Below are 6,765 nucleotides of genomic sequence, written 5' to 3' on the forward strand. Positions count from 1 at the left end.
TCTGCCAATATGGCACGCTTTGCCTCTTTATCAATTTACTTCATTTACAAAAACATATTCAGCCTTACCGGAACTCTCTTTTTCCGTTCCCATGTTTTCACCATCTGTTCCTTAAGAAACTCGATAAATACTGAAATCTGACCCGTTTTATCATACACAGCCAAAGCCATGTAATATGTTCTCTTATCCTCACTATACAAAATCAATGGCGGATAATCATGGGTCATAAGATAGTAATTCATCAAAGTTCTTCCTACCCGTCCATTTCCATCAGCAAATGGATGAATCTCTTCGAAGCGAAGATGCAAATATGCCGCAATCGTCATTACATCTTTACCTTCTGCTTCTTCTATCTCATCAAGTAATTCTCGTAATTCATCTTCCACTTCATCTGGAGGCGTTCCAATTCCATCTCCCGTCACATAATCATATGCCTTGAATTTCCCCGGGCGCTCTCCTTTCTTATATCTGATTTCATCGTAACACCCTTTCATAAGTTGATAGTGTAATTCCTGAATAAACTCTATTGTGATGTTTTCTTTTTCTATAATCTGATCTATCAAACCTTCAAAACAGTCTTTCTGATTCTTAATTTCAAACAAGGTACGTAGGTCTCCTGTATAATTTACCACGCATCCGTTTTCAAAAATTTCTCTTGTATCATGAAGTGTAATCGTGTCATTCTCAATCTTTCCAGAGTGGTAGGCAAAGAGAATCTTATAATTATCCAACAAAGTAAGAATATCTTCTCTTGTTTCTTTCTTTTCTTCTTTCCACCACTTCAGAATTTCTTCGTATTTCATGCTCTTCAACCCCACTTAAAATGATATAAGACTATTATACCCTTTCAATCTATATAGGCACAATCAGTTTATAAACTTTTATAGAGAAAAATCCCCCACAGTGTTATTCACTGTGAGGGATGAAGTTCATATTAATTATGCGTTATGTTTTCTCTTCTTGTCATAGATAACAACGCCTGTACCAACTACTCCTGCAAGAGCAATTGTTGTAACCCAAAGGATTACGCTGCTTTCATCACCGGTCTTCGGTGCTTTCTTTGTGTTATCTACAGTAGTCTTGTTGGTATTTGTAGCAGCCGGTTTGTTCTGATTGTTGTTATCAGCCGGTTTAACAGGATCTACAGGATTAACTGGGTTTACTGGATCAACTGGGTCTACCGGATCTACCGGATCTACCGGATCTACTGGGCCTACCGGATCTACTGGGCCTACCGGATCTTTATCAAGTTTATCAATTGGTCTTGTTTCTTCTGCATCGCCTCTTGTGCAATGTCTCTCTTCTTCGCCTTCTTCTTCAGTAGTAGGCTCTTTCACAACTTCCCATTCTGTCCAGTCATGTCCTAATGGATCAAGTATTTCTGTCTCTTTGTGACCACAGCAAATACATTCTTTTACAACAGATCCTGGTTCTGTACAAGTAGGTTCTGTAACAACAGGCTCTCCATAAATACATGTATGCTTCATGTTAACAGTAACTACATTAACATTCTTAACAACTTCCTGCGGGCATGTATTAATGTAATAATAACGATATTTCGCAAGAGAAAGATCACCAATGCTTGATGTAACTGATGTAATAGTCTGACATGGACACTTCGGTACTAATGAAATGCTGTATCTTCCGGTAATAGCATCTGCATATTGCACTGACTCAGTTGCATACAATAAATCATCCACTGTCTTCCCCTCGAGTGAGCCATCTTCTGGAATGTCTGTTACATTAACATTCACTGTTGTGCAATAAGTTCCACCACACAGAGCTGCGCGGTATGTAGGTATTTGTTTTGAAAGTGTCTCATCTTTTGCAAGTGCGGTCGTTGAAATCAAACCGATTGCGAGACAACTTGTCAGCAGCAGGCTGACTAATTTTTTTTTCATAAAAGTCCTCCTTTTTTCTCCCCTTATTTGGAATCAACTGTAATTTTCTGTAGACTTCTCCACGCTTATCAGCATCGTATCATATCTATATTTTTTTTGCAACACCTTTTATATAAATGTGTGAATTTTGTGAATTTTTTCCTGTTTTTTATTCAAGTACGCCTCGGCGTACTTGCTGCGAGGTGGGAGTCTTATCTTCTTTCAAGATAAAAATAATCTTTTTGATACTCTATTAACTACTTTTGTTTATATGATACCATTGTACTGGTCGGAGCGTCTTCTCCCTTTGGAATAAGCTGTATCTGAATGGCTTCTAACCTGTACGAATACCCAGCCGTTCCAGCCGGTGCACCATTTTTAGCCCATCCCATCCATCCAAAATTTTGTGCATGAACTCTGTAGTATACATCGTAATGTTCAGCCATCTCTCCGGTAAGCTTTATTCGAATTGCCTCCAACCGCTTTGATTTGCCGGAAGTTCCACTCGTGTTCCCATTTGCCTTCCAAGCAGCCTCATCTACAGCCTCCCAGCCAATATTCTGAATATGGGTTGTATATATTACGCTTCCATCATACTTTTGATTTTCCAACTTAATCTGGATAGCTTCAAGTCTTTTTGATTCACCGGATGTACCACTCACAGCACCATTCATCTTCCAACCTTGCTTCCACCCATAATCCTGAATATGGGTCTGGTAAGATATCGTTTTCATAATATAAGGTTTATCCGTTTTCCCCGGTGCCTGACCACTCTTTTGAATCAATATAATTTCAATCGCTTCGAGACGTTTACTAAGTCCACTGGTCCCAGCTTCCTCACCATTTTTTGCCCAATCTAACCATCCATAATCCTGTGCATGTACCCTATAATAAATATCGTATTTTTCTTTCATTTCACCGGATAACCTGATTCGTATTGCTTCCAGGCGCTTGGATTTTCCAGACGTTCCGCTTACCTCTCCATCTTCTTTCCAGTCGTCTTCACCCTTATTTTCCCAACCGATATCCTGAATATGCGTTGTATATTGAACTGAGCCCTGATATTTGGAATCAGCAATCTGAATCTGAATGGCTTCTAGACGCTTGGATTCTCCAGAAGTCCCACTGGTTTCACCATTTTCCTTCCATCCTTGCCTCCATCCATAATCCTGAATATGGGTCTGGTACATCACACTTGCTCCAGTTACAGTTACCACACAGGTATCCATTTTTCCACCTACAGATGCTGTGATTGTTGCGGTTCCGATTTTTTTCCCCGTTACTTTCGCATTGCCATCCTCATTTTCCACAATAGCGATGCTCTCGTCGTCACTTTTCCACTCAACCTCTTCCGGCTTTTCCGCTATCGGATCACAAGTCGCTGTCAGTGTAATACTTTCTCCTGTTTCCAGGCTGCACTGTGATTTATTTATTGTAATACTGTTTGCCGTAAGTACCGGAATTTCCTCAGTGACCTCATTTCCACAAACTGTACATGTAGCCTTTTGAAGTCCTGTCTCTTTGTATGTTGCAGATTCTACGGTCATCCATTCTCCATAAGTATGCTCCCCGGTTGGCAGAACTGTAACTTCCTTTGTATCAGACACAGAACCAATTTCATTACCTTCGTCATCTTTTACTGTAGCAACAGCTATGTAAACATCTTTCCCCTGTTCTCCACATGTTGGCTTAACACTATTTTCTTCATCTATTGCAACAACCGCTTCCAGATTTTTATTCGTGTCCCCGCAAATGCTGCATACCAGATCTGCCTTGGCTGCTGTATATCCGTTCACTGCTCCTTCTTCATCTGTACTCTCTGTCCATGTAAATGTCCCCTCATACTGATGATGACCAGGTTCACACATCACCGGAATCACATAATCTTCCCCGCTCATCGGATAAGCATTATAAAATTCATCCGTCGCATAATCCTCATCACGTGTATGATTCGGGAAATTATCTTCACACTTCAGGAAATATTCATATGTCTCTTCTCCGGCATCCCATGTGGTATCAAGATTATAATAAAGATCATTCAACTCTACAATATTCCATCCATGGGTTTCCGATTTTGTCTTTCCTGGGATCAATCGATTATCTACTCCCAGTTCCAATGCCATCCTGTAAAATAACAAAGCATATCCCTGGCAAACAGCCTTTCCATCAACCAAAGCTCCATATGCGGAAAACTGAAGCCTGTAGTCTTCATCATCCTTATGTTCATTATCATACTCGACATGACTGCAAATATAATCGTAAATGCCTCTGACTTTCTGATAATCACTTTTATTATATACATTCAATTCGTCCAGTACTTCCTGAACACGTTCCGTGACAATCTCTTCCTGCTCTGCATTCGTGTTATAAGTAAATGTAAACACGAAATTCATTTTACATACATTTCCCAGATCTTCTTTAGTTCCTCCGACCTTTACCGTTTTAAAACTTGCCAGAAGATAATCGCCTTCAATTGGATCCCCGGTATGCTTGCAGGCAAGCTTCACAATCTCTGTACCGAGCCCATTCACATATGCATCGGCCTGATAATATACTTTAATAGTTTCCTGTCTTTGCTTCATTCCTTCACGAAGTATGGCTGCACATTCTTCCTTAGAAGTCAGATATTCAATTTTCTCATTCGCATAAGAAGAGATAGAATTACTATTATTCTTTGTCTCAAGATTAGATTCCTGAACCAGACCTTCGTAGATAGGACTCACATACTCCTCAGAAATAATATTACTCTCATACTGCATGTTTGAATTATCTTCCGCAATAGCAAGAATACTCTGAGAAGCAATTATTGCAGCCGCAAGAAATAATGCAGTAATTTTTCTTATTCCCTTTTTCATAAACGTTATCTCGCGCTCCCTTTTTTATAATACTTTGTTCAAAAAGGACCACTGTTTTCACAGCAGTCCTTTCTGATTCAAAGTATTATGCTAGCAAATACTTATCATATTATTTTTTCTGTCTGAATGCATTATTGGTTGATCCAGGTGCTGCTTCTCCCTTTGGTACCAGCTGAATCTGGATAGCTTCAAGTCTGTAAGAATATCCAGCTGTTCCGGCAGCCTGGCCATTCTTAGCCCAGCCCATCCAGCCGAATCCCTGTGCATGTACTCTGTAATATACATCGTAATGCTTAGCCATTTCTCCAGTCAGATTAATTCTGATTGCTTCAAGTCTCTTAGACTGTCCGGATGTGCCACTGATAGCTCCATTCTTCTTCCAAGCAGCTTCTGTCTTATCCTGCCATCCGATATCCTGAATATGTGTTGTGTAAATAATATCACCACTATATTCCTGATTCTGAAGCCCAATCGTAATTGCTTCAAGTCTCTTAGATTTTCCGGTTGTTCCACTGGACTCTCCGTTAACCTTAGCATCCTGCCATCCGTAATCCTGTACATGTGTTCTGTACAATACATTTCTGTATACATACGGCTTATCAGTTTCTCCAGGTGCCGGATCACCATCTCGAACTAATCTAATCTCAATTGCTTCAAGACGTTTTCCTAAACCATAGGTTCCGGCTACTTGATCATCACTAGCCCAATCAAGCCATCCATAATCCTGTGCGTGCACACGATAGTAAACATGATAATAGTTTGCAATCTCACCTGTCAGTTTGATCTGAATTGCTTCCAATCTCAAGGACTGTTTTGATGTTCCGGCTGTTGCTCCATCCGCTACATAATCCTGCCATCCAATATTCTGTACATGAGTTCTATATTCAATACTTCCTGTGTATGAGTTATTGGCTGCCAGCTTAATTTCGATAGCTTCAAGTCTCTTAGATAATCCGGATGTTCCGGCTGTTGCTCCATCTGACTGCTCTGCCTGCCATCCGAAATCCTGTACATGAGTTCTATAAACTACACTTGGTGCAGAAAGCATAGCAATCGTCTTGTATTCTTTCTCACCACACTTAGAGCAGGTTCTCTCTGCCTTTCCTACTGTTGTCTCAGTAGGTTCTTCTACAGTTACCCATTCTGACCACTCATGACCAGTTGCTTTGATTGTAACAGTTTTCTCTGAGTTATGTTCCCTATTCTCATAAGTAAGGTTTGCTACGTAAACTGTCTCGCCATCAACTGTACAAGTTGCATCTTTATGACTCTTCTGAGTAACTTTTGCTTCGAGTCCTTCTACTTTATCTTCACATCTTGAGCAAACAAGATCTGCAGTTGCTTTAAACGGAATCTCTGCTCCTTCTACTGCTTCCCACTTCCATGTAGCCTGGTAGCTGTGTCCTAATGCTTCGCCTGTAACTTCTTTGACATCTGTATACTCTACATCATCATGAGTTACTTTTGCTGTGTAAGTTGCTGTTCCGGCCTCTGTACATGTTGCATTTGTAGTCTGAACTGTTACATCATCAGCATCCATCGGATCAGTCACAGTTCCACATGTTGTACATTTAAGAACTAATGTTGCCACGTAAGCTGTTTTACTCTCGCCTTCAGCCTTGGTCCATGTCCAGATTGCATGTTCCTCATCATCGGCATAAGTATGACCTGTTGCAGGAATTTTAACTTCTCTTGTTTCATCTGCAGTATATACTTTACCATCTGCATCTGTCGCTGTTGCCGTTGCTTTGAATACGTTCTTTCCAGAGTAGATACATGTAGGTTCTGTACTTTCTTCTTCCACTTTTACAACTTTAACCTCTACAGCATCACCTTCAAGCTTATGAGTAGCGTCATTCTGACATGTGAAAACTGCTGTTGCGGTTGCGGTATGATCAGCTTCATTTTCCACCCATGTAAACTCTGCTTTGTAATTATGTCCTAATGCGTTGGTTTCAACAACTTTCGTATCCGTTACAGGCTTAATTTCTTCGCCTTGTTCACCTTTTACTTTGGCCGTTGCCGTGTAG

At 40.4% G+C, this 6,765-nt stretch carries 3 protein-coding genes and 1 pseudogene; all 4 read right to left on the reverse strand.

Features of this window, described 5'->3' with window-relative positions; genetic code table 11:
* Window positions 1–44 precede the first annotated feature (44 nt).
* Window positions 45–803 (reverse strand): Fic family protein, encoded by a 759-nt coding sequence (locus ACTNB3_RS07965; protein WP_291816525.1) that lies wholly within the window; start codon window positions 801–803, stop codon window positions 45–47.
* A 135-nt stretch (window positions 804–938) separates the two neighbouring features.
* Window positions 939–1,901 carry an LPXTG cell wall anchor domain-containing protein gene (locus ACTNB3_RS07970; RefSeq protein ID WP_441025004.1) on the reverse strand — a complete coding sequence of 321 codons (963 nt, stop codon included), beginning with the start codon at window positions 1,899–1,901 and terminating at the stop codon, window positions 939–941.
* A 236-nt stretch (window positions 1,902–2,137) separates the two neighbouring features.
* A complete protein-coding gene (locus ACTNB3_RS07975; RefSeq protein WP_441025006.1) occupies window positions 2,138–4,735 on the reverse strand; it encodes an Ig-like domain-containing protein in 2,598 nt (865 codons plus the stop codon).
* 109 nt (window positions 4,736–4,844) lie between these two features.
* Window positions 4,845–6,765, reverse strand: a pseudogene (locus ACTNB3_RS07980) (hypothetical protein); the annotation flags it as partial.

The organism is Bariatricus sp. HCP28S3_D3, from assembly GCF_052065755.1.
Classification (GTDB): domain Bacteria; phylum Bacillota; class Clostridia; order Lachnospirales; family Lachnospiraceae; genus Allocoprococcus.